Source organism: Streptomyces camelliae (assembly GCF_027625935.1).
GTDB classification, from domain to species: domain Bacteria; phylum Actinomycetota; class Actinomycetes; order Streptomycetales; family Streptomycetaceae; genus Streptomyces; species Streptomyces camelliae.
Map to the genome: position 1 here is coordinate 1,151,362 of NZ_CP115300.1, position 20,821 is coordinate 1,172,182.

General features: G+C 73.1%; 20 protein-coding genes. 11 read left to right on the top strand and 9 right to left on the bottom strand.

The genetic code is table 11. The annotated features are described in order from the left end of the window. Nucleotides 1-96: 96 nt before the first annotated feature. On the top strand, nucleotides 97-2,475 hold the full coding sequence (locus tag O1G22_RS05430) for a SpoIIE family protein phosphatase (RefSeq protein ID WP_270080237.1): 2,379 nt from the start codon (nucleotides 97-99) through the stop codon (nucleotides 2,473-2,475). A gap of 3 nt (nucleotides 2,476-2,478) precedes the next feature. On the opposite strand, the gene O1G22_RS05435 is transcribed toward O1G22_RS05430, so the two are convergent. Further along, nucleotides 2,479-3,027, bottom strand: a complete 549-nt coding sequence (locus tag O1G22_RS05435; protein WP_270080238.1) for an RNA polymerase sigma factor — start codon at nucleotides 3,025-3,027, stop codon at nucleotides 2,479-2,481. Nucleotides 3,028-3,074: 47 nt separating this feature from the next. Between O1G22_RS05435 and O1G22_RS05440 the strand changes: the two genes are divergently transcribed. From O1G22_RS05440 to O1G22_RS05460, 5 genes are all read left to right on the top strand, one after another. After that, entirely contained in the window at nucleotides 3,075-4,472 is a 1,398-nt protein-coding gene (locus O1G22_RS05440) for a serine/threonine-protein kinase (RefSeq protein ID WP_270080239.1), read from the top strand. A gap of 152 nt (nucleotides 4,473-4,624) precedes the next feature. Then, nucleotides 4,625-5,326, top strand: a complete 702-nt coding sequence (locus O1G22_RS05445; protein ID WP_270080240.1) for a DUF4232 domain-containing protein — start codon at nucleotides 4,625-4,627, stop codon at nucleotides 5,324-5,326. A gap of 200 nt (nucleotides 5,327-5,526) precedes the next feature. Beyond that, a complete protein-coding gene (locus O1G22_RS05450) occupies nucleotides 5,527-6,768 on the top strand; it encodes a polysaccharide deacetylase family protein (RefSeq protein WP_270080241.1) in 1,242 nt (413 codons plus the stop codon). 70 nt (nucleotides 6,769-6,838) lie between these two features. Continuing rightward, nucleotides 6,839-8,092 carry an arsenic transporter gene (locus tag O1G22_RS05455; protein WP_270086338.1) on the top strand — a complete coding sequence of 418 codons (1,254 nt, stop codon included), beginning with the start codon at nucleotides 6,839-6,841 and terminating at the stop codon, nucleotides 8,090-8,092. Nucleotides 8,093-8,124: 32 nt separating this feature from the next. Continuing rightward, complete coding sequence (locus tag O1G22_RS05460; protein ID WP_270080242.1) at nucleotides 8,125-8,616, top strand: universal stress protein; 492 nt, start codon at nucleotides 8,125-8,127, stop codon at nucleotides 8,614-8,616. A gap of 18 nt (nucleotides 8,617-8,634) precedes the next feature. On the opposite strand, the gene O1G22_RS05465 is transcribed toward O1G22_RS05460, so the two are convergent. Continuing rightward, a complete protein-coding gene (locus tag O1G22_RS05465; protein ID WP_270080243.1) occupies nucleotides 8,635-11,073 on the bottom strand; it encodes an RICIN domain-containing protein in 2,439 nt (812 codons plus the stop codon). Between the two features lie 307 nt (nucleotides 11,074-11,380). Then, nucleotides 11,381-12,280 carry a helix-turn-helix domain-containing protein gene (locus O1G22_RS05470; RefSeq protein ID WP_270080244.1) on the bottom strand — a complete coding sequence of 300 codons (900 nt, stop codon included), beginning with the start codon at nucleotides 12,278-12,280 and terminating at the stop codon, nucleotides 11,381-11,383. Between the two features lie 65 nt (nucleotides 12,281-12,345). Between O1G22_RS05470 and O1G22_RS05475 the strand changes: the two genes are divergently transcribed. Beyond that, entirely contained in the window at nucleotides 12,346-13,155 is an 810-nt protein-coding gene (locus O1G22_RS05475) for a phytanoyl-CoA dioxygenase family protein (protein WP_270080245.1), read from the top strand. A gap of 4 nt (nucleotides 13,156-13,159) precedes the next feature. On the opposite strand, the gene O1G22_RS05480 is transcribed toward O1G22_RS05475, so the two are convergent. After that, nucleotides 13,160-14,128, bottom strand: coding sequence for an aldo/keto reductase (locus O1G22_RS05480; RefSeq protein WP_270080246.1), 969 nt, complete (start codon nucleotides 14,126-14,128; stop codon nucleotides 13,160-13,162). 141 nt (nucleotides 14,129-14,269) lie between these two features. Between O1G22_RS05480 and O1G22_RS05485 the strand changes: the two genes are divergently transcribed. Together O1G22_RS05485 and O1G22_RS05490 are read left to right on the top strand one after the other, a co-directional pair. Further along, nucleotides 14,270-15,139, top strand: a complete 870-nt coding sequence (locus tag O1G22_RS05485) for an endo alpha-1,4 polygalactosaminidase (protein WP_270080247.1) — start codon at nucleotides 14,270-14,272, stop codon at nucleotides 15,137-15,139. A gap of 241 nt (nucleotides 15,140-15,380) precedes the next feature. Beyond that, nucleotides 15,381-16,226: a hypothetical protein gene (locus O1G22_RS05490; protein ID WP_270080248.1), complete on the top strand. Its 846-nt coding sequence runs from the start codon at nucleotides 15,381-15,383 to the stop codon at nucleotides 16,224-16,226. Here the strand turns inward: O1G22_RS05490 and O1G22_RS05495 are convergent. Both O1G22_RS05495 and O1G22_RS05500 read right to left on the bottom strand, forming a co-directional pair. After that, on the bottom strand, nucleotides 16,223-16,756 hold the full coding sequence (locus O1G22_RS05495; RefSeq protein WP_270080249.1) for a flavoprotein: 534 nt from the start codon (nucleotides 16,754-16,756) through the stop codon (nucleotides 16,223-16,225). The two genes, O1G22_RS05490 and O1G22_RS05495, sit on opposite strands and share 4 nt — an antisense overlap. A 9-nt stretch (nucleotides 16,757-16,765) precedes the next feature. After that, entirely contained in the window at nucleotides 16,766-17,224 is a 459-nt protein-coding gene (locus O1G22_RS05500; protein WP_270080250.1) for a nuclear transport factor 2 family protein, read from the bottom strand. Nucleotides 17,225-17,337: 113 nt separating this feature from the next. On the opposite strand from O1G22_RS05500, the gene O1G22_RS05505 reads away from it, so the two are divergent. Next, a complete protein-coding gene (locus tag O1G22_RS05505) occupies nucleotides 17,338-17,928 on the top strand; it encodes a TetR/AcrR family transcriptional regulator (protein WP_270086339.1) in 591 nt (196 codons plus the stop codon). On the opposite strand, the gene O1G22_RS05510 is transcribed toward O1G22_RS05505, so the two are convergent. From O1G22_RS05510 to O1G22_RS05520, 3 genes are all read right to left on the bottom strand, one after another. Continuing rightward, nucleotides 17,903-18,103, bottom strand: a complete 201-nt coding sequence (locus O1G22_RS05510; protein ID WP_270086340.1) for a ferredoxin — start codon at nucleotides 18,101-18,103, stop codon at nucleotides 17,903-17,905. The two genes, O1G22_RS05505 and O1G22_RS05510, sit on opposite strands and share 26 nt — an antisense overlap. Nucleotides 18,104-18,121: 18 nt before the next feature. Beyond that, nucleotides 18,122-19,351 (bottom strand): cytochrome P450, encoded by a 1,230-nt coding sequence (locus tag O1G22_RS05515; RefSeq protein WP_270080251.1) that lies wholly within the window; start codon nucleotides 19,349-19,351, stop codon nucleotides 18,122-18,124. Between the two features lie 199 nt (nucleotides 19,352-19,550). Beyond that, a complete protein-coding gene (locus tag O1G22_RS05520; protein ID WP_270080252.1) occupies nucleotides 19,551-20,003 on the bottom strand; it encodes a nuclear transport factor 2 family protein in 453 nt (150 codons plus the stop codon). A gap of 194 nt (nucleotides 20,004-20,197) precedes the next feature. Here O1G22_RS05520 and O1G22_RS05525 point away from each other — a divergent pair, with 194 nt between their 5' ends. Beyond that, nucleotides 20,198-20,647: a nitroreductase family deazaflavin-dependent oxidoreductase gene (locus O1G22_RS05525; RefSeq protein WP_270080253.1), complete on the top strand. Its 450-nt coding sequence runs from the start codon at nucleotides 20,198-20,200 to the stop codon at nucleotides 20,645-20,647. Nucleotides 20,648-20,821 lie beyond the last annotated feature (174 nt).

Consider the following 20,821-nt stretch of genomic DNA (forward strand, 5'->3'; position numbering starts at 1 on the left):
CCGGAGGCGCGGGTTCGCGGGCGGGCGTGACGCACTAGGCTGGGTACAGAAGTGGTGCCACCTGTTCACTGTGAGTGTGCGCTGGGAGCGGCGACGATGAGCCGGGTCTATCCGTTCGACGATGCGATGACGGCCCGGGCCGTCATCGACGACGACGGAACGCTGGTGGAGTGGAACGAGGGCGCCCGGCGCCTGCTCGGCCACCCCGCCGAGGCGGTCCTGGGCCGCCCCGCCGCCCGGCTGCTCGCCGGGGACACCGGCCCGGCCGTCCCCGCGGGCCCTCGCTGGGACGGAACGGTCGGATTGCGCCACCGAGACGGCCGTACGATCCCGGTCTGGCTGCTCGCCCACCGCCGCCCGCCCCGCGACGGACACCGCGGCGACTGGCTGGTGGTCACCCCGCTGACCGGCGCGGAGCCGCCCACCGCGGACGACCCGCTCGTCGACGCGGGCCTGATCCAGTCGCCGTGCGCGCTGGCCGTGTACGACGACACGCTCCGGCTGCGCCGGATGAACGACGCCATGGCCGAGGTCGCCGGCCTGCCGGAGGAGCGGCTCCGGGGTCTCAGGCTCGCGGAGATCGGCGGCAAGCAGGAGAGCGAGGACCTGGAGCAGGCCATGCTCCAGGTGCTGACCAGCGGTGAGCCGCTGGACGTACAGACCTATATGCGCACGGGCGGCGAGCAGCGCGCCCACGCCTGGCTCGCCCGGATGGCCCCGGTCCGGGACGACGCGGGCCGGGTGCGCGGGGTGTGTCTGGCGGCGCACGACATCACCGACAACTACCGGGCTCGGCAGCGGCTGCAGCTGGTGAACGAGGCGAGTGTGCGCATCGGCAGCACCCTCGACGTCACCCGTACGGCCCAGGAGCTGGCGGACGTGTGCGTGCCCGTCCTCGCCGACTTCGTCACCGTCGACCTGCTCGACCCGCATGAGCACGGCGGCGAGCCCCCGGCCCGCATCACGGCACCGGTGCCGCTGCGCCGGATCGCCCACTGCTCGGTGCACCCCGAGGTGCCGGAGGCGGTGATCAGCCCCGGGCAGACCGAGGAGTACCCGGCGGGCTCCCCGCAGGCCGACTCGCTGACCGCGGGGCACACCATCGTCGCCTCGGTGACCGAGGGTGACATCGACGACTGGCTGACCTGGCACACCGCGCGCGCCCAGCGGGTGCGGGAGTTCGGCATGCACTCCTCGATGTCGGTGCCGATCCAGGCGCGCGGGCTGACCCTCGGGGTCGCGGTCCTCACCCGCTACCGGCGCCCGGACCCGTTCACCGCGGACGACGTGCTGCTGGCCGAGGAGATCACCGCCCGCGCCGCCGTCTGTATCGACAACGCCCGCCGCTACTCCCGCGAGCGGGAGACCGCGCTCGCCCTCCAGCGCAGTCTGCTGCCCCGCTCCCTGCCGCGCACGGCCGCGCTGGAGGTGTCCTCGCGCTATCTGCCGGCCGCGCGGGCCGGGGTGGGCGGCGACTGGTTCGACGTCATCCCGCTGTCCGGGTTGCGGGTCGCGATGGTCGTCGGGGACGTCGTCGGGCACGGTGTCGAGGCCTCGGCCACGATGGGCCGGCTGCGGACGGCCGTACGCACCCTCGCCGACATCGACCTGGCCCCGGACGAACTGCTCACCCACCTGGACGACCTGGTGGTCCGGCTGTCGGAGGAATCCGGCGCCGACAGCCCCGGCGAGGTCGGCGCGACCTGCCTGTACGCCGTCTACGACCCGGTGTCGCGGCGCTGCACCGCGGCCCGCGCCGGGCATCCGCCGCCGGTGCTGATCCGGCCGGGCGGCGCGCCGCGGGCGCTGGACCTGCCGGGCGGTCCCCCGCTCGGGGTGGGCGGGCTGCCCTTCGAGGCCATCGAGGTGGACCTGCCCGAGGGCACCGTCCTCGCGCTGTACACGGACGGGCTCGTGGGGTCTCGGGAGCGGGACCCGGAGACGAGCCGGGCGATGCTCCACGAGGCGCTCGGAGCGCACTCCGGTCCGCTGGACGAGACCTGCGACCGCGTCCTGCACACCCTGCTGCCCCCGGGCGGCTCCGCGGACGACGTGGCACTGCTGCTCGCCCGCACCCGGGGCCTGCCCGCCGCGCAGGTGGCGACCTGGGACATCCCGGCCGACCCGGCGCTCGTCGCGCCCGTCCGCAAGCAGGTCGTGGAGCAGCTGGACACCTGGCGGCTGAGCGAGGCGTCGTTCACGGCGGAGCTGGTGGTCAGCGAACTGGTCACCAACGCCATCCGGTACGGCTCCCACCCCATCCGCCTCCGGCTGATCCAGGACGCGGGCACGCTGATCTGCGAGGTGTCCGACACCAGCCCCACCGCCCCGCATCTGCGCCGCGCCAAGATCTTCGACGAGGGCGGCCGGGGTCTGCTGCTGGTCGCCCAGCTCACCCAGCGCTGGGGCAGCCGCCACACCCCGGAGGGCAAGACGATCTGGGCGGAGCTGCCGGTGTACGAGGAGGACCGGTAGGGGTCAGGATCCGGCCAGCCAGGGCCGTACCTGCTTGCGGGCCTCGTGCAGACGGGACTTGAGGGTGCCCAGCGGGATGCCGACGCGCTCGGCGACCTCGGCGTAGTCCAGCTGGCAGATGTCACGGTAGACCAGCGGCGCGACCAGGTGCGGGTGGGTGCGCTCCAGGCGGTCCAGGGCCTCCAGCAGATCCACCCGGGAGCCGGCGATGACGCTGGTGGTGCGCGGGTCGACGGCGTACGCGGGCTCGATGGTGGCCGGCTGCTCGGCGGCGCGCCGCTTCAGCTCGCGGTACTTCTGCCGGCAGCAGTTGGCGACCACGGTGTACAGCCAGGTGCCGAAGCGGCTGCGGCCCTGGAAGGCCGTGATGTACCGGGCCACCTGGAGCAGCACGTCCTGGGCGGCCTCCTCGGCGTCCTCCCGGCAGGGCAGGAAGCGCCCGCAGCGCCGCACGACCTCCGGCCGGATCTCGGCCAGCAGACGGTCCAGCGCGGCGCTGTCGCCCGCGGCGGCCCACCGGGCGAGGTCTTCCATCGGCGCCTGGTCCTGCACGGACGGGCCCCCCTTCGAGTCGATCTCAGGCCAGGCATGATAGTCGTATGCACTCCCAAGGGCGGATCGGCCGCTACCGCCTCGAACAGCCGCTGGGCAGCGGCGCCTTCGCCACGGTGTGGCTCGCGCACGACGAAGAGCTCCAGGCCCCGGTCGCGGTGAAGGTCCTCGCCGAGAACTGGACCCACCGGCTCGACATCAGGGAGCGCTTCCTGTCCGAGGCCCGGCTGCTGCGCCGGGCCGGCTCCAACCGGGTGGTGCAGGTCTACGACATCGGTCAACTCCCGGACGGCAGGCCGTACTTCGTGATGGAGTACGCCGACGGCGGCACCCTCGCCGATCTGCTGGCCGGCGGCCCGCTACCGGTGCGGGACGCGCTGGCGCTGACCGCGGAGGCCGCGCGCAGTGCCGCCGCGCTGCACGAGGCGGGCATCGTGCACCGTGACATCAAGCCGACCAACGTGCTGCTGCACACCGCCCCGGACGGCACCCGCCGGATTCTGCTGGCCGACCTGGGTCTGGCCAAGAGCCTCGCGCAGGCCTCGGTGCTGACGCTGGCCGCGGGTTCGGCGGGCTATCAGCCGCCGGAGCAGGCCGAGCCCGGTGAGGGCATCGACGAGCGGGCCGACGTCTACAGCCTGGGCGCGGTCGGCTACGAGCTGCTCACCGGGACCGTGCCGGGCTCCCCGGGCCGGGTCGTACCGCCCCGCCGGCTGCGGCCGGACCTCGGCCAGGACGTGGAGCGGGCGGTGCTGCGGGCGCTGGAGCCGGACCGGGCGCGGCGCTGGCCCGGTGCGCAGGCGTTCGCGCACGAGCTGGACCGGCTCGCGGCGGCCTCGGCGACACCGCACACCGCCCGGCGGCTGGACGGGGTGCGCGGACGGCTGAACATCGTGACGATGTCGCTGGCCGCCGTCCTCGCCGCCGCCGCTGCCGCGGCCGTGGTGACCGTCGTCCTCCACCACCGCGGCGGCTCCTCGGACGAGACGCAGGTGAAGGACGCGACCGGGCGGGTGGTCGCACAGGTGCCCGCGGGCTGGGCCCGCGAGCTGCGCGACTCCGGCTGGGACCCGGGGGTGCTGGGGCTGGCCAAGGGGCACGAGCCGGGGCTGGTGGTCGCCGACGACCTGACCCGGTGGGCCGATCTGGGCAAGCCGGTGGACGGTGTCTTCGTCGGGGTGAGCGAGCACGGCGACCTCACGGCGAAGGTGTCGGCCCTCGCCCACTCCGGCTGCCGCTACTCCGGCAGCCGTACCTTCTCCGACGCGGACTTCCGCGGCCTGGTGCGGGCCTGGAGCGGCTGCCCGGACGGCGGCTCGGTCACGGAGTCCGCGCTGGTTCCGGCGAACGACGGCACCGGTCAGCCGCAGGTGTACGTACAGGTGCGCGAGCGGGGAACCGGTGATGCCACGGACGGCATCCTCCGTTCGCTGCGGGTCGGGTGACGCCACGCCTGCCGGAGGCCGGCGCGGGGAAGGAACCCTGCGTGTGCCGAACTTCTCGGGCGCTGCGCGCATCGGAACGTGATGACGGCGCACTCGGCGCCGCAGGCACGCGTTTCCCCGTGTGCCGTGATCATCCAGGAGTGGTGAGCGACATGGTGTACGCACCCCGGTCCACGCGACACGGGGCCCTGCTCGTCGGTACGTTCGCCGTGCTGGGCCTCCTGACCGCCTGTGGCAGCAGCAGTCACGACGTCCACAGCAACCCGCCTCTCACATCGTCCGGTACCGCCGCGCCCGCGACGGGCGGCGCCGAGAGCGCGGCACCCGGCACATCCGCGCCCGGGTCCGCCTCCGCCGGCACCGGCGCCGCCCCGTCGTCCGTCCCGCAGGCCACGGCGTCGCAGGGCGGCGGTACGACCACCACGACGGCCGCGAGCTCCCGCTGCCACACCGCGCAGCTGAGGGCCTCCGTGGGCCGCGACGACCCGGGCGCCGGACAGGAGAACTTCCCGGTCGTCCTCACCAACACCTCCGGGAAGGCCTGCACCCTGCACGGCTATCCGGGCGCGGCCTTCGTCAGCGCCTCCGGCGGACAGCTCGGCCCGAACCCCAAGCGCGAGTCGGGCTCGCCGGTGACCGTCACGCTCCGGCCGGGGCAGAGCGCCTGGGCGGGGCTGACGTTCTCCAACCCGGGAATCAGCGGCGCGAAGACGGCCACCCCGGCCGCGCTGCTGGTCACGCCGCCGGACGAACGCGACTCCCTGAAGGTCTCATGGACGGGCGGCGCGGTGCCCGTGAGCGGGAACTCCTCGTCCGTCTTCCTGTCCGTGCTCGCCCCCGGAACGGCCCCCTGACCTGCGCAGAATCCGCCCCGAGAACCCCGCTGTGCCCCGCCGGGCCGGCGGGGTTCGTCATGAGCGCGCCACGACTGTCACAGAACGGCAACAGGCGCCGCCGGCCGCGATCTTTCTTCCGGCTCCCGCGATCGAACCCGTCGACCGCACGGTGAGCAGGCCCCGCAGAGGGCCGAGAGACGAAGGAAATCGGGGACGACATGAGCGGGATCTCACGCAGGCGGATGCTGATGGCGGGCGCGGCCGCGGGCGCCCTGGGCACGCTGGCCGCCTGCTCCGACGGCACCGGCCTGTCGGTCAGCGGTCCGGCCTCGGGCGGCAAGGACACCGCCCAGGCCCGGCCGGTGAAGCCGATCGGTGACGGCTCCACCGCCGACACCGGCGCCCAGCCGCACCAGCCGACGCCGGAGCGGCTGAAGGCGGGCCAGAAGCCGCCGCAGTTCGTGGTGTTCTCCTGGGACGGGGCGGGCGAGCTGAGCAACCAGCTGTTCTCCCGGTTCCGCAAGGTGGCCGCCGACCACGGCGCCAAGATGACGTTCTTCCTCAGCGGCATCTACACCCTGCCCGAGTCCAAGAAGCACCTGTACAGCCCGCCGCAGCACCCGGTGGGCGCCTCCGACATCGGCTACCTCGCCGACCGGCACATCCACGCCACCCTCCAGGAGGTCCGCTCCGCCTGGCTGGAGGGCCATGAGATAGGCACCCACTTCAACGGGCACTTCTGCGGGGCGAACGGGGTGCGCAACTGGTCCCCGGCCGAGTGGCGCAGCGAGATCGACCAGGCCATGAGCTTCGTGACGCAGTGGAAGACCAACACCGGCTTCACGGACCTCGAACCGCTGCCCTTCGACTACCGCAAGGAGCTGATCGGCGGCCGCACCCCCTGCCTGGAGGGCCAGTCCAACCTGCTGCCCACCGCGGCCGCGCTCGGCTGGAAGTACGACGCCAGCTCCCCCGGCGGTCTGCAGATCTGGCCGGGCAAGGTGCAGGGCGGCAAGATCTGGGACTTCCCGCTGCAGTCCATACCCTTCCCCGGGCACAGCTTCCAGGTCCTGTCGATGGACTACAACATGATGTACAACCAGTCCGGCGGCAACCCCCTCGGCGACCGGACCCAGTTCGACGCCTGGCGCACCCAGGCCCGGGACGCCTATGTCGCCGGCTTCCAGCGGGCGTACACGACCAACCGCGCCCCCTTCTTCATCGGCAACCACTTCGAGCGCTGGAACGGCGGCATCTACATGGACGCCGTCGAGGAGGCGATCGGGAAGATGGCCGCGTACGGCGACGACGTGCGGTTCGTGTCGTTCAAACAGCTCGTGCACTGGCTGGAGGCGCAGGACCAGGCGGTGCTGCGCAAGCTGCGCACCCTGGTGCCCGGACAGGCTCCGACGGGCGGCTGGGCGGAGTTCCTGGGCGGGGCGGGCAGTCAGTCGTCCTGAGACGTTCACGATCGTCTGTTTTCATGGGCGGGCACCATGTGATCGATGGCCGTTTCCGGAAGGACCCGCCCTGAACACCCCGCTCGCCGAAGCCCTGTCCGCCGTGCTGCTCGTCGCGGTGCTCGCCTGGGCCGTCGTACGGCCCTTCGGCTGGCCGGAGGCCGTCATGGCCGTACCGGCCGCCGGGATCGCGGTCGCCACCGGTGCGATCTCCCTCGACCACGCCCGGGCGGAGGCGGAGCGGCTCGGGCCGGTGGTCGGGTTCCTGGCGGCGGTGCTGGTGCTCGCCCACTTCTGCGATGTGGAGGGCCTGTTCCAGGCGTGCGGGGCGTGGATGGCGCGGTGGGCGGCGGGCCGTCCGGTGCGGCTGCTGACGGCGGTCTTCGTGCTGGCGTCCGCCATCACCGCCGTGCTCAGCCTGGACGCCACGATCGTGCTGCTGACCCCGGTGGTCTTCGCCACGGCCGCGCGGACCGGCGTACGACCCAAACCGCATGTCTACGCCTGTACGCACCTGTCGAACACGGCATCGTTGCTGCTCCCGGTCTCCAACCTGACGAACCTGCTGGCGTTCGCGGCGAGCGGGCTGAGCTTCACCCGGTTCGCGGCGCTGATGGCGCTGCCGTGGCTGGTGGCGATCGGCGCCGAGTACCTCGTGTTCCGGCGGTTCTTCGCCCGTGACCTCGCGGCGGCCGCCCCGGTGGGCACGGACTTCGGTGCGGCACCCCGGCTGCCGCTGTTCGCCCTGGTCACGGTCGGCTGCACGCTGGCGGGGTTCGTGGTGGCATCGGCGTTCGGGGTGGACCCGGCCTGGGTGGCGGCGGCAGGTGCGCTGGTGCTGGCGGGCCGGGCGCTGGTGCGCCGCAAGGCCGGCCCGCTGACCGTCGTACGGGCGGCGGCCCCCGCCTTCCTCGCGTTCGTGCTGGCGCTGGGCATCGTGGTGCGGGCGGTCGTCGACAACGGGCTCGCCGACGTCCTCGGACATGCGATGCCGGGCGGCACGGGCCTGCTCGCCCTCCTGGGCATCGCCGCGCTGGCCGCCGTCCTGGCGAACCTGATCAACAACCTGCCGGCGGTGCTGGTGCTGCTCCCGCTGGCCGTGCCGGGCGGGCCGGGGGCGGTGCTGGCGGTGCTGCTCGGCGTGAACATCGGCCCGAACCTGACCTACGCCGGATCGCTGGCGACGCTGCTGTGGCGGCGGATCGTGCACCAGCACGAACACGAGGTGGACCTCGGGGAGTTCACCCGGCTGGGCCTGATCGCCGTGCCGTCCTCACTCGCGGTCGCGGTGGTGGCACTCTGGGGGTCGCTGCAGATCCTCTGAAAGTCCGTCCCAGGTCTGGGGAGGCCGACCGGATGCGTGTGATCGCCTGGCTCGTCGAGGGCACCTGGCCCGCCTGCGTGGACGCCGTGCGCGCCCATGTGTCACCGGGCGCGGAGGTGGTGCTGCTGCATGTCAGCGGGGCCGAGATGCCGGGGCTGGCGCACGGGGCGTTCGCCGGGCTGCTCGGCCGCGGGCATCCGGAGCGGGATCCGGGCGACCGGCTGGAGGCGCTCGGCGGGACGTCGGCGGCCGAGCTGCTGGGGGCGGCGGCCGAGCGGCTGGGCCGGCCGTGTGTGCGCGAGGAGCGGTCGGGCCGGGTCGAGCGGGAGGTGGTGGCCGCCTGCGAGGGCGCCGATCTCCTGGTGCTGGCCCGCGACGGCGACCGCTCCCGGCTCGGCCCGCACAGCCTGGGCCCGGCGGTCCGCTTCGCCGTCGACCACGCACCCTGCCCGGTCCTTCTGGTATGGCCGGAACCACCCCCGCCCCTGGGCACGATCCCGCCTCCGCCTCCGCACCGTCCGTGACGCGACGGCGCCACCGGATCAGCGGCGCCACCCGCCTCCTCCGCCATAGCCCCCGCCATACCCCCCTCCGTATCCCCCACCCCAACCGCAGTAGTACGGGTACGCCGAGCAGGGGTCCTGCGTGGCGGAGGGCCTCGGTGTCGGGGCGGCCGTGGGGTGCGTGGGGGCCGGCGTGGGTGACGGGGCGGTCCTGGACGGCTCGGGAGTGGGTGCCGGGGGCGTCGGGCGCGGGGTGGCGGGCGGCGAAGGGGCCACGGTGCTGTCCCAGTTGACGTTCTGCATCTGCAGCTCCGGCTTGGCGGTGTCGACGGACCAGCGCTGGTCCGTGCCGGGGGCCCGGTTCTTGGTGACCAGGGCGCCCGATCCGTCGGTGGCGGCCGGGGTGAGTGCCAGCTCCTGGTTCCAGCGCGGCACGAGGACGCCCTGGAGCGTGAAGTCGTAGCGGATGTTCCGGGCGGCCGCGCCAGTGACCGAACACGGGGCGAGGCGGACCGAGTAGCCGAGGCTGGAGTCCAGACACAGGTCGGGCGCGGCGGAGTTGCGCAAGCGTCCGTCGGTCTCGTACGTCCACTGCTGGCTCGGCGTCGCGCCGCACGTGGCCAGTTCGGTCTCGGCGCCCTCGACGGCCTTGCCGCCGACGACACCGACACAGAGCCCGGAGGCGAGATTGCGCAGCCGGCCCTGCAGCGTGCCCTGCCCTGCGGCGCCCGCACCGGCCCAGGACGCACCGGGGCTCGACGCGCCCTTGCCCGGCGCCCGCGAGGAGGCGCCGTCACCGGCCGGGGCCGGGCCGTCGCCGGAGCCCAGCACCGACCACAGCACCAGGGGCAGCACGACCAGCCCGCTGACGGTCCCCACGGCCAGGGCGAGGTTACGGCGCCGGACGCGCCGGGCGGCGCGGTGGGCCGAGCGGCGGGAAGGGGCGGCGGGCTCGTCGGGACCCGCGGGCCCGTCGGCGGCAGCGGCTTCGGCGGAGGCGGTGCCGCGGTGCCGGCGCGGTGCCGCGACGGCACCGAGCGGTCTCGTCGACTCGGCGGAGCCGGACCGTCGTGCGGGGCCGGCGGGGCCGCGGCGGCGGACGGCCGGCGCGGGGCGCCGTCGGCTCGGCGGCACGACGTCGTCGTGCCCCGCCGGTCCGGCGACGTGCTCGCGCCCGGCGGGCTCGGCGGGCCGGGCGTGCCCACCGGACTCGGCGGATCGGTCGTGCCCTGAAGGCTCGGCGGAACGACCGTATCCGGCGGACGCGGCAGGACCGCCGTACCCACCGCGCTCCCCAGAACCGCCGTACCCCGCAGGCCCGGCAGAACCGCCGCGGCCCGAAGGCTCAGCGGAACGTCCGCGCCCCGCGGACCCGGCAGCACGGCCGTAGCCCTCGGACTCGGCAGAACGACCACGCCCCGAAGGCTCGGCGGAACGACCGTATCCGGCGGACGCGGCGGAGCTGCCGTATCCCATGGGGTCGTCAGAACCGCCGTACCCCGCAGGCCCGGCAGAACCGCCGCGTCCGGAAGGCCCAGCGGAACCGCCGTATCCCCCGCGCTCGGCAGCACGGCCATGCCCCCGGCCCTCGTGCCCCTGGCCGGTGGGCTCGGGGGAGGTGAAGGACTCGCCGGACGGGGGTGCCACGGAGGCGGGGTCCGGGGCGGGGGCGGGGGGCTCCTCGGGGTGGGCTGTGCGGGACTCGACGTAGGCGCGGGCGCCCCAGCCGAGGACCGCCTCGGCGAGGGCGAGACCCAGGCCCGTGTTGAACGCGGCGAGCTGGTCGGCGGTCCGGCGGCAGTGGGTGCAGCGGGCCAGGTGCCGGCTCAGGTCCGGGTCCAGGTCGACGCCGCCGCGCCGGAACGTCACGTCGAGCATGCGCAGATAGCGCTGGCACTCCTCCTCGGGGGCGAGCTCCCGGTGGACCTGGAGGCACTCCTCGCGCAGCCGTTCGCGGGCCCGCCGGAGCTCGATGCCGGCCTCTTCCTCGTCCAGCCCCAGCAGGGCCGCGGGCACGGCGAGCGGCTCGGCCTCGACCTCGGTGTGCCACAGCACGGCGCGTGAGATCTGGGGCACCCGCTGGAAGGCACGGGACAGCAGCCGCCGGCCGGGCGGGGGCAGCAGCCGGGCGGACGCGCGCTCACCGGTCTCGGCGGACCGCAGCGCCGGGTGCAGGAGTTCCTGCCGGCCGTCCGCGTCCCATTCGGCCGCGATCCGGCGGACGGTGACCAGCAGGTGGGGCCGCCATGCGGCGGACGGGCCGTTCTGCCGGAGCGAGGCGCCGAAGAGCCGGGTGAAGGCGGCGGTGGTGAGCATGCCGGCGGCGCGCGGGCTCGCCGTGCACAGGCGGGCGTAGGCGAAGGCCGCTTCCCAGTGCCGGTCGAGCAGTTCACCGACGGGATGGAGCGCGGGAGTCGCGCCCGTCCACTTCTTCAGTTCGGCACTGAGTTGCTCGTCCGACAGGCCTGCCTCATTCACGGCCGCATTCCTCCAGACGCGATACGGGAATTAGTCCATACCAACGGGTATGGGGAGGTGATGGGCAGCTCTGACGTCCACCTGAGGCGGCTCTTTTGAAGCGTGAGGGGTGTACGGGGAGCGGCCTGACGCATGCAGCGGGGAATGTAATTTGTCTGCACGCCGACAGCGCACACTTTTGCACAGCGCGGCACAGAGGAACAAGGGATCTCACGTTTCTCGACTATTCCGAACGCAAGACCTTCCGTTGACGATTTGTCAAAAGCGCCCGGTCGAGGCAAACGCGATTCCCCCTTACCGCTCCCCCTTACCGCCGTTCACCCGCCCGGTAGGCGCCGGGCGGCACCCCGTGGTGTTCCCGGAAGACCCGGCTGAAGTGGTACGGGCTCGGGAATCCGGAGGCCGCCGCCACCCGCTCCACCGTCAGGTCGGTGGCCTCCAGGAGCCGGGCCGCGTGCCGCAGCCGGGCCTCGCGCAGGGCCCGCATCGGGGAGCGGCCGGTACGCCGGGTGAAGAGGTGCGCGAAGCGGGACGGCGACAGCGCGACGCTCTCGGCGAGCGAGCGGACGGTGTGCGGGGCACCGGGGTCGGCGGCGATCAACTCCTCGGCACGGCGCACCCGGTCATCACCCGCCGGCACGGCGACCGACTCGCGGGCACCGCGCGCGGCGAGCAGGACGACCTCCTCCAGCGCGCACAGGGCCAGCTCCCTCTCCAGGAAGCCCTCGGCCACGGCGACCGGCTCCGGCTCGCGCGGGGCGTCGAGGCCCGGCCCCCGGCCGTCGGCGAGCATGCGGGCGAAGGCCGCCCCGATCCGGTCGTGCAGGGCGGCGGGGACGGACGGTACGGCGTACAGGCCGTCGGCCACGGCGTACGGGGCGAGCCACGGGGTCCAGGACGGGCGGGTTCCGCAATGGGTCCACCAGAACCGCCAGTGCGCGGCGCCGGGCGCGACGGTGTAGCGGTGTCCGGTGCCGGGTGCGAGCACCACCAGGTCCCCGGCGCCGGCCTCGGTGCCGGCGGTGCCCTGGCGGAGCAGGCCGCGCCCGCCCGTGGTGAAGGTGAACAGCCAGCTGGCGGATCCCCCGGGCCGGTTGACGCCGTAGCCCGGACCCTGGTCGTAGCGGCCGGTCACCACCAGTCCGGGCGGCGGGGACGGATCGCCGGCGGCAGCCGTCACGGGCAGTTCCTCAGCACGCACGGACATCCTCCCTTCGGCTGTGCCCGCCTAGCGTGACGGACACAGAAGCACCGGACTTCAGGAGCGCACTCATGACAGCCACGGACAACAACGCCATCCTGCCCGAGACACTCCGGCAGCGGTTCGAGGAGGACGGATTCACCGTCGTACGCGCACTGTTCGACCGGGCCGAGGCCGAGCGGCTGTGCGACGTCTTCGCGGCACTGCACGCGGCCGGTCCGGTGCCGGGGCACTTCGAGCCCCGCCCGGCCGACCCCGACCCGCTGCGCCGCCATCCCCGGGTGATGCAGCCGCACGAATTCAGCGCCCCGGCACGGGAGTTGCTGCTGGACGCCCGACTGCGGACCGTCCTGGAGGTGCTGTTCGGCGAGGAGGTGCTGGCCGCGCAGAGCATGTTCTACTTCAAGCCGCCGGGGGCACGCGGGCAGGCGCTGCACCAGGACAACTTCTATCTGCGGGTCGAGCCGGGCACGTGCATCGCGGCATGGGTGGCCTGCGAGCCGATCGACCGGGAGAACGGCGGCCTCGAAGTCGTCCCGGGCACCCACCGGATGGACCTGTTCTGTCCCGAACTCGCCGACGAGGAGCAGTCGTTCGCCCGCGAGTACGTCCCGCCGCCGCCCGGACTCGTGCCGGTGGCCGTCGATCTGGCGCCGGGGGACGTGCTGTTCTTCAACGGCAGCCTGGTGCACGGTTCCGGGCCCAACCGCTCCGCCGACCGCTTCCGGCGCTCGTTCATCGGACACTACGTGGGGCGGTCGGCCGAGCGGATCGGGGCGTACTACCGGACGCTGGCGATGAGCGGGGAGCGGGTGCCGCTGGCGGAGAGCGAGGGGGCCGGTCCGTGCGGCACGGAGTTCGTACCGCACGGACCCCACTGACGGGTCAGTGACCGCTGATCGCCCGCGGCGTGTACGGCTGCTCCAGCTCCGCCAGCTCCTTCTCCGTCAGCTCCAGCTCCACCGCGGCCACGGCATCCTCGATGTGCCGGGGTTTGCCGGCGCCGACGATCGGGGCCGCCACCGTGTCCTGGTGGAGCAGCCAGGCGAGGGCCACCTGGGCGCGGGGGACGCCGCGGGCCTCCGCGACGCGGGTGACGGCCTCGACGATCGAGCGGTCGCTCTCCAGATACAGCCGCCCGCCGAAGTTGTCGCCCGCGCTGCGCTCGGTGACCGTGCCCCAGTCGCGGGTGAGCCGGCCCCGGGCGAGCGGGCTCCACGGCAGCGCACTGACACCCTGGTCGGCGCAGAGCGGCAGCATCTCCCGCTCCTCCTCGCGGTACAGCAGGTTGTAGTGGTTCTGCATGGACACGAATTTCGTCCAGCCGTGCCGCTCGGCCGTGTACTGCGCCTTGGAGAACTCCCACGCGTACATCGAACTCGCCCCGATGTAGCGGACCTTGCCCGCCTTGACCAGGTCGTGCAGCGCCTCCATCGTCTCCTCGACCGGGGTGGCGTGGTCGTAGCGGTGGATCTGGTAGAGGTCGACGTAGTCGGTGCCGAGGCGGCGCAAGCTGTGGTCGATCTCGGTCATGACGGCCTTGCGGGACAGTCCGGCCGCGTTGGGGCCCGGCCGCATCCGGCCGTTGACCTTGGTGGCCAGCACGATCTCGTCGCGGTTCGCGAAGTCGCGCAGGGCCTTGCCGACGATCTCCTCGCTGGTGCCGTCGGAGTAGACGTTGGCGGTGTCGAAGAAGTTGATGCCCGCCTCCAGCGCCTGCCGGATCAGCGGGCGGGACGCCTCCTCGTCGAGGGTCCACTCGTGGACGCCGCGGTCGGGCAGACCGTAGGTCATGCAGCCCAGACAGATCCGCGACACGTCCAGGCCCGTGGAACCGAGCTTCACGTACTGCATCGTTGCTGCTCCCGCCGTCGGAAAACGATGGACGTGACCGAGCGTACGACGGGACGGGGCGCCGACTTGACTATGAGAACGCGCGGGCGATTTGATCCTGACACGTGCCGCGCCGCCCGGCGTGGGCAGGATGGAGCGGACTTGCCCCCCACGGGTGTTCTTCGCGCCGCGGGTTCCCGGAGGACCGCGGGCGCCCTGGCAGCAGCCCTGATCGTCACCGTGTCGGCCCTGGCAGGCTGTGCCGCGGGGGGCTCCGGCGGCTCCGCCGACAAGGACACGAGCAGCTCGGCACCGCCGGCCGCCGTGCGGCTGCCGCCGCGTCACGCCGGATTCGACTACCAGATCGGCGGAGCCTATCCCCCGCCGAAGGACGTACGGATCGTCAGCCGCGACCGCTCCGACTCCCCCGCGCCGGGCCTGTACAACATCTGCTACGTCAACGCCTTCCAGGCCCAGCCCCAGGAACGTGCCTCGTGGCCGGCCGACCTGCTGCTGCGCGACGCGCACGGCCAGGTCGTCATCGACGAGGACTGGAACGAGGCGCTGCTCGACATCGGCACCCCGGCCAAGCGCACCCGGGTCGCCGAGCGGGTGAACCAGTGGATCGACGGGTGCGCGCAGAAGGGCTACGACGCCGTCGAGCCGGACAACTACGACAGCTACACCCGCTCCCACCACCTGCTCACCGCGTCCGACGCGACCGCCTTCATGTCCCTGCTGTCCCGGCACGCCCACGCCCGGCACCTGGCCGTCGGGCAGAAGAACACCGCCGAACTGGCCGGTGAGCGGGGGCGGGCCGGGCTGGACTTCGCGGTGACGGAGGAGTGCGGGCAGTACGACGAGTGCGGGGTGTACGCGAAGGCGTTCGACGACCGGGTCGTGGACATCGAGTACACCGACAGCGGTCTGCGCAAGGCGCTCGACCGGTGGGGTGAGCGGATCAGCATCGTGCGGCGAGACCGGGATGTGTCCATGCCGGGCAGCTCTGAATACGTCCGAAAGACGAGGTAGCGCTGCGCCGTCCGGGGTGCCACGAAATGCCGTCGTGCGTGTGCGGCGGCATCGTGGTTTCTCGGGCCCACGCGGCGAAGCCGCATATCGACACGGCCCCGCGCCCTTGAACGGGGCGCTGTCGTTGCTGCCGTCAGGTGACCAGCCGGCGTGGGACAGGATGGATCGTCGTACTGTCGGCTCATTCTCGGCGGCAGACGACCGGCGTTCGGTCGGTCATGGCCGTCTTGGAGGAAACTTGGTGCCGAAACGTTCCACCACGCTCAGAGCCCTGGCCGGGGCAACGCTGCTGCCGCTGACCCTCGTCACCCCCGCCTGGGGGCACTCCGCGGCCGCGCCCGAGACGCCGGGCACGCTGTGCGCGGCCGCCGGCACTCTGCACGGCCCGCACGGTGAGCAGGCTCAGGTCAGCCTGTGTGCGGACACCGGCTCCCCGCGGCTGAACATCACGGCACCGGCCGTCTGTCAGGGCGCCGACACCAAGGTCCGGTACGCCTGCCGTACCGAGGGCATGTGGGAGGTGCGCCGGGCCGGCAAGTCGCTGGGCACCGGATCGCTGCCCGGCTCGCGGCTGTACGCGGGGCCGGGCGCGTACGACCTCTCCGCCACCGTGCGGGTGAGGTCGGTGCCCGCCGGAGTCGACCTGAAGGGCTCGGTGCGGGCCACGCTGTCGCTGACCGCTCCGGCGGCGAAGGCCACGCACGTCGTCACCGTCGACAAGGCGGTACTGCGCCGCAACGCCACGACGACGGTGACGTACACGATCCACCGGAACAGCGACCAGGGCGACGGCAACGCGCGGCTGGGCATGATCGGTGAGGAGGGCACCGGCCTGCAGGTCCGCAGCGCCGACCGCCGCTGTGTGAACCCGCTGGTGGGCCGCTACCCGTCGAAGACCCGGCTGGCGCACTCGCTGGACTGCACCGTGACCGAGCTCCAGCCCGGCCACCCGGAGCAGATCAAGGTCCGGGTCACCGTCGGCGCGAAGTGCTCCACGGTGGTCTCGAAGCTCGGCTACTGGGTGCCGCAGGGCCAGAGCATGTTCACCGGGGCCATGCTGGAGGGTCCGAAGCTGACCTGCCGCTAGAGCGGCTCGATCAGGTCCAGTGCCCGCTCCCACCCGAAGTCCGGCCGGCTGCCGTCCGGCCGGGCTTCGCCGTTGTACGGCTCGCCGAAGCGGACGCCCATCCCGCGCAGCCGGGCCACACTGTCCCGGTAGGCGGGGTGGGCGGCCAGGGCGCCGGCCACACAGGGCAGAGCCGCCACGGGTATGCCGAGGCCGGCGGCCTCGCACAGGGTGCCGAGGGCGAGCGTGTCGGCGATGCCGGCCGCCCATTTGTTGACGGTGTTGAAGGTGGCGGGGGCCACCGCGACGGCGTCCGGCGGCGGGAACGGACGCGGGTCGGCGGGGGTGCGCCAGGCCGAGCGGACGGGACGGCCGGTCTGCGCCGCCACCGCCTCGGTGTCGAAGAAGCCGCCCGCGGCGACCGGTGTCGCGATGACACCGACCTCCCAGTTCCGTGCCTGCGCGCCGGTGATCAGCCCGCCGACGCCGGAGGCGATGCCGGCCGCGCAGACGACGACGTAGAGGAAGGGTTTCTCGGCCTGTTCGGTCATCCGGGAACCCTACTGAAGCGGGAAGGTCGCCCCTCGTTCGGCCTCGGGGCGGGGGCCGAAGATCCGGCGCTCGTGCTCCTCGATGGCGACGTCGTTGATGCTGGCCTCGCGGCGCGTCATCAGGCCGTGCTCGTCGAACTCCCACAGCTCGTTGCCGTACGAACGCCACCACTGGCCGTCGGCGTCATGGGACTCGTACTGGAAGCGGACGGCGATGCGGTTGCCGTCGAAGGCCCACAGGTCCTTGCGCAGGGCGTAGTCCAGCTCGCGCTGCCACTTGGCGGTGAGGAACGCGACGATCTCGGCGCGTCCGGTGACGAAGGTGCCGCGGTTGCGCCAGACGGAGTCCTCGGAATAGGCGAGGGCCACCTTGTGCGGGTCGCGGGTGTTCCAGGCGTCCTCGGCGGCCTGGACCTTCTGCACGGCGGTCTCGCGGGTGAACGGCGGCAGGGGCGGGCGGTCGGCCATGGTCTCCTCCTTGACTCGGACACACGAGAGAACGAGCGTTCTCCGTGTGGCTGCTACCGTAGGAGAACGCCCGTTCTCACGTCAAGGATCGTCAAGGAGTGCCGATGCCGCCGATGGACACCCAGGCCGCCCGGGACAAGGCGCTCGACGCCGCGGAGCGGCTGTTCTACGCCCGCGGCATCCAGGCGGTGGGCATGGACGAGCTCCGCGGCGCCTCCGGGCTCTCGCTCAAGCGGCTCTACCAGCTGTTCCCCACCAAGGAGCAGTTCGTCACGGAGTATCTGGCCCGGCGGGACGAGCGCTGGCGGCGGCGGCTGGCCGAGCACGTCGCACGGCAGCGGGACCCGCGCGAGCGGATCCCGGCCGTGTTCGACTGGCTGGAGGAGTGGTTCGCCGAGGACGGCTTCCGCGGCTGCGCCTGGATCAACGCCTACGGCGAACTGGGCGCCACCTCCGCCCCGGTGACGGAGCAGGTGCGCGCACACAAGGAGGCGTTCCGCAGCTACCTGGCCTCACTGGTCGACGCCGCCGCACTGCCCGCCGCGCTCACCGGCCCCCTGTTCCTGCTGGCCGAGGGAGCCATGGTCACGGCGGGCATCACCGGCGGCACCCGGCCGGCGGCCGAGGCCCGTGCGGCGGCGCGGGCGCTGGTGGCGGCCGCCGGCCGCCCGGAGGGGGTCAGCCGGCCGGCTCCGACACCCTGATCGCGCCGACCGGGCAGGCGCGCGCCGCCTCCCTGACCATCGGGTCCCCCGCGCCGACCTCGCGGCCGGGGAGCACGGTGCTGAAGCCGTCGTCGTCCTGGGTGAAGACCTTCGGGGCGGTCAGCGCGCACTGCCCCGCGCCGATGCAGACGTCCGTGTCGATGTCGATCCTGATGTTCATGAGCTGAGCCTCTTACCAGGTCACGGGGAGTTCCAGCATCCCCTGGATCGTGTCGCCGCGTTTGAAGGGGATCTCCTCGGCCGGGACGGCGAGGCGCAGGCCGGGCAGCCGGGACAGCAGACTGCCGAGGGCGATCTCCAGCTCCGCGCGGGCCAGGTTCTGGCCCAGACACTGGTGGATGCCGAAGCCGAACGCCACGTGGTGGCGGGTGGAGCGGTGGAAGTCCAGGGTGTCGGGGTCCGCGTACTGCCCCGGGTCCCGGTTGATGACCGAGGTCGAGAAGACCACGCCCTCCCCGGCCCGGATCGTGGCGCCGGCGATCTCGATGTCCTCCAGCGCCACCCGCATCAGCCCCTCCGCGATGGAGAGCATCCGCATCAGCTCCTCCACGGCGGCGGGCAGCAGGGCCGGGTCGGCGCGCAGCTCGGCCAGCCGGTCGGGGTGCTGGAGCAGGGTGAAGGTGCCCAGGGAGATCATGTTGGCGGTGGTCTCGTGACCCGCGACCAGCAGGATCAGGGCCAGCGACACGACTTCGGCACGGTCCAGGGCGCCGTCGCGCAGCTGATGGCGGACGAGGTCGTCGAGGATGCCCTCGCCGGGCTCGGTCGCCCTGTCCTTCTCGTCGATCAGCCCGCCGAGGTACTCCTCCAGGCGCTCACGGGCGGCCATGCTGTCGGCCGCCGTCGGGCCGCGCAGCAGGGTGCGGGACTGCTCCTCGAAGAACTCGTGGTCGGCGTACGGCACGCCGAGCAGGCCGCAGATCACCGTCGACGGCACGGGCAGCGCGAAGGCGGAGACCAGTTCGGCCGGCGGTCCCTGGGCGGTCATCCGGTCCAGCAGCTCGTCCACGACCCGCTGGATCCAGGGCCGCAGCTCGGTGGCGCGCCGGACGGTGAACTCCGGGATCATCATCCGCCGCTGCTGGTTGTGTTCGGGGTCGTCCAGCCCGAGCAGGGCCACCCGGCGGTCCCGGACGCCCTGGAAGCGCTCGGTGGGCACGGGAAAGTCGGGGTGGCGGCGGTCGGAGGACAGCCGGGGGTCGGAGAGCAGGGCCCGGGCGGCGGCGTGTCCGGTGACCGCCCAGACCTCGCGGCCGTCGTAGAGGGTGACGCGGGACAGGGCTCGCCCGTCGCGCAGTGACTCGTATCCGGTGGGCGGGTGGTAGGGGCAGGTGCGGTCCTGCGGGAAGGCGACGGGTTCGGCCGGAGTCCCCGGGGTGGTCATGTCCGTCAGTTCCGTCATGGAAAGACCTCGCAGACGAAGAAGTGCGTGGTACCGATCTTCATTAGATGCCCGAGGCACCTATGGGTCCACGTCAAGTTCGGCCACTTCGGTGATCCGCGGGATCTGGCCGAAGAAGGGGGTGCGAGGGAAGGGAACCGGCCGGATCCGGCGGCCTGAAGCCGTGCACCGGCCGACGGAGGTCCGCCCGGTTGGCCGGTCATGACTCCAGGGTACGGCTTGCGTCCGGCGCGAAGGCGCGGGCCACGGCGAGGCTGTCCTCGTACACGTGGTGCCGTACGACGAGGCCGTCCCGGACGGTGAGGTGCAGGGCGAACCGGGCCGTGTACGCGCGGCCTGTGGGTGCCGCCGTCTGCCGGATGACACCGAGGACCACCGCGTCCTCACCCTCGACGAGGATCCGCTCGACGCTCGTGTCCGCCTTCTCCGGCACATGGTGGGCGGCCAGTTCCCGGAAGTGGCCGGCGGCGTCGGCACGGGTGGAGCGGTGCCGGATCCACGGGGTGTCGGCGCGGCCGTGCTCCTCCTCCGGCCAGTCCAGCCGCCAGTCGCAGCCGTCCGCGTACAGCTCGGCGATCCGACGCGCGTCGCCGGCGCCGATCCGGCTGAGCAGTTCCTGTACGACGGTGCGGGTCGTGGGGATGGCGGCCATGGGTGTTCTCCTCGCAGGGCGGGGGCCTGGGCGGTGGGACGGGGCCACTGTGCCGCCGGCCGGTGCCAGGGGTCGATTACCTGTGAGGTAACGGCCGTTCGGGGGAAGGGATCCGCGGTGCGGATGATCCGTGCGGCCACCGGTGTTGGAGCCGGTGGCAGACAGCCGTTGGACCGATGAAGGGGACGGATCCCATGCCTCTTGAGGGTGAGTACGAACCCAGCCCGACGCAGTGGGTGCGCGAGCAGGTCGAGTTGTACGAGAGCTCCGGCGGGACGAAGGGGACGACGCTCATGGACACCGGGCTGCCGGTGATCGTCCTGACGACGCGGGGCGCGAAGAGCGGGAAGATCCGCAAGACACCGCTGATGCGGGTGGAGCACGACGGAACGTACGCGGTGGTCGCCTCGCAGGGCGGCGCGCCCAAGCACCCGGTGTGGTACTTCAACATCACCTCCGATCCGCACGTCGAGCTCCAGGACGGGCCGGCCAAGCAGGACCTGCGGGCCCGTGAGGTCACCGGCGAGGAGAAGGCGCTGTGGTGGGAGCGGGCCGTGGCCGCGTACCCGCCGTACGCCGACTACCAGAAGAAGACCTCGCGGGAGATCCCGGTGTTCGTGCTGGAGCCCTTCGACGGGAGCTGAACCGCGCCGGGCAGCGGCGGAATTCAGATAAATCTGCGCCGGGCAGGTGTGAACCCTTCTCGGCGCGGGCATTCGTGCCACAGGCCCCGCCGCGTTCCCCCGTCGCGGCGGGGCCCTTTCGTGCCCTCGTCCGCGGGCGTCCCGGCGAACGGGTGGCCCCCGAAGGGCGGCCCG